Annotated in this window: 2 protein-coding genes; both read right to left on the reverse strand. The window is 75.1% G+C overall.

The features are described 5' to 3' along the window. A partial coding sequence (locus PROKR_RS11625; protein ID WP_245605798.1) for a GntR family transcriptional regulator occupies positions 1-730 on the reverse strand: 730 nt, incomplete at its 3' end. 4 nt (positions 731-734) lie between these two features. Then, a partial coding sequence (locus PROKR_RS11630) for an ABC transporter ATP-binding protein (RefSeq protein ID WP_157602021.1) occupies positions 735-1,578 on the reverse strand: 844 nt, incomplete at its 5' end.

Consider the following 1,578-nt stretch of genomic DNA (forward strand, 5'->3'; position numbering starts at 1 on the left):
CCCGCTCGGCCGAGCGCCGGGCGACCGCCTCGGCGACCTCGGGGTCCGAGCTCGGCGCCGGCACGTCGTACCGCATCAGGTAGCCGATCCGGGACTCCCGCACGTGCGCGGCCATGAGGGCGGCGGCCCGCTCGCCGTCGCCGGCGTCGATGGCGCCCACGATCACCCGGTGGTCCGGCCAGAGGCGCTTGCCGCGCGACTGCATGTCGGCTGCGTAGAGCCACTCGATCTTCCACGAGAGCTGCCGCAGCAGCTGCGTCAGGGTGGCGCTGCCGCTGAGCTCGGCGACCGCGATGTGGATCTGGTCGTTGATCCCGACCAGGGGGTCCAGGTCGCCCTCGGCCACGTGCGCGTCCCCGGCGTCGAGCAGGGCGGCGATCTGCCGGCGGATGCGCCACCAGTCCTCGGGGCTCTCGTCGCCCGAGTAGAGCGCTGCCGCCCGCCGGGCGGCGCTCCGCGCGGTGGCCACCTCCAGCGCCTCCCGCACCGCGAACAGGTCGTCGGCGTCGTGCACCGGGATGGGGGCCACCCGCGAGCCCACGTGCGGGCGGGAGTCGATGAACCCCTCGCTCGCCAGGCCGCGCAGGGCCTCCCGGACCGGCACCCGCGAGACGTCGTACCGCTGGGCCAGCGAGGCCTCGGTCACGCGTGCGCCGGGGGTGAGCACCCCGGCGATGATGTCGCGCCGGATCGCGTCCTGCACGGAGGGCCGCACCATGGCAGGGAGCACGGGCTCATCGGGCGAAAGCGGCACCGGGGATGGCTCCTAGCAGGTCTCGGGTGTAGGCGGCCCGCGGGGAGTGGAACACGTCGTCGACGGACCCCTGCTCCTCGACGCGGCCTTGCCGCAGCACCACCACATTATCCGCTATGCCGCGCACCACCGCGAGGTCGTGACTGATGAACAGGTACGACACGCCGAGGCGTTCCTGCAGGTCAGCCAGCAGTTCCAGGATCTGCTCCTGGACCAGCACGTCGAGCGCGGAGACCGCCTCGTCGAGCACGAGCAGCTCCGGCCCCGGGGCCAGTGCCCGCGCGATCGCCACGCGCTGGCGCTGCCCGCCGGACAGCGCGCCCGGGTGCCGGTGAGCGACGTCCCGGGGGAGCGCCACCTGGTCCAGCAGCTCGGCAACCCGCGCCCGGCGCGAGGACCGGTCGCCGATGCCGAAGATCCGCAGCGGCTCGTCGACCACCCGCTCCACGGTGTGGGTCGGGTCGAGCGACGCGTACGGGTCCTGGAACACCGGCTGCACCCGGCGACGCAGGGCGCGCCGCTCGGCGCGACCCGCCCCCGAGATGCTGCGGCCGTCCACGAGCGCCTCGCCCGACGTCGGGGCCTCCAGCCCGAGCAGGATGCGCGAGACCGTCGTCTTGCCCGAGCCGGACTCGCCCACCAGAGCGGTGGTACCGCCGCGCGGCACGGAGAAGGACACGTCGTCGACGGCGCGCAGCACCCCGCCGCGCCCGCGCACCCGGTACTCCTTGACGAGGTCGCGGATGGTGACGACGTCGGCGGACGACGGCGCGTCCGGCGCGCTCCCGTCCGGCGCGCTCCCGTCCCGCCCGGGCCCGCCTCGC

It is taken from the genome of Promicromonospora kroppenstedtii DSM 19349 (assembly GCF_000515355.1).
GTDB classification, from domain to species: Bacteria; Actinomycetota; Actinomycetes; order Actinomycetales; family Cellulomonadaceae; genus Promicromonospora; species Promicromonospora kroppenstedtii.